Annotated in this window: 2 protein-coding genes; both read left to right on the top strand. The window is 56.9% G+C overall.

Annotated elements, in window-relative coordinates:
* Positions 1-365 (top strand): Hsp20 family protein (locus AACY49_RS29815; protein WP_339527780.1); only part of this gene is annotated, 365 nt, incomplete at its 5' end.
* 132 nt (positions 366-497) lie between these two features.
* The coding region (locus tag AACY49_RS29810; protein ID WP_339527778.1) for a TM2 domain-containing protein at positions 498-689 on the top strand (192 nt) is incomplete at its 3' end.

The following is a 689-nucleotide window of genomic DNA, read 5'->3' as shown; positions in this document are numbered from 1 at the left end:
CGCCCTTCAACCTCGAACGCCTCGATGGCGACCGCTATCGCATCACGCTGGCGGTGGCAGGCTTTGGCCGCGATGAGATCGAGATCACCGCGCAGCAGAATCTGTTGCAAGTGAAGGGCCGCAAGGATGAGAAAGAGGCCGCATCCTCCTCGTTCCTCCACATCGGCATTGCCAATCGCAGCTTTGAGCGTCGTTTCGAACTCGCCGATTTCGTGCGGGTCGAAGACGCCCGGCTCAACGACGGCCTGCTCACCATCGACCTGGTCCGCGAAGTGCCCGAGGCGATGAAGCCCAAGACGATCGCGATCAAGACCGGCACCCCGCTGGTTGCGGTCGAGGACAAAGGCGCGGCGCAAGCGGCATAATCCAGAGTTCGTGTTTTTTTTGGGCGTCCGGGTTCTTCCCGGACGCTTTTTTTGGGCGGAGTTCCCCGATCAAATAGTTTGCGCCTCAACCTCTTCGGAGATAGCCTCAGTTGGTACAATGGGGGAGATGATATGGCGCTGACAATTTCAGAGCTTTCGCTGGTTGAGCAGCGCGTAGCCAATGATGGGCCAAGCACCGGTGTCGCATATCTGCTTTGGTTTTTTCTTGGTTGGATTAGCGCCCACCGGTTTTACCTTGGCAGGCCTGCCACCGCCATATTGCAAATCCTATCGTACTTTATCCTGATTGGTTTTATCTGGTTG

It is taken from the genome of Pseudomonas sp. EL_65y_Pfl2_R96, from assembly GCF_963970905.1.
Classification (GTDB): domain Bacteria; phylum Pseudomonadota; class Gammaproteobacteria; order Pseudomonadales; family Pseudomonadaceae; genus Aquipseudomonas.
Note: the sequence above shows the minus strand (reverse complement) of the source record. Positions and strands in the feature narration are given on the sequence as shown.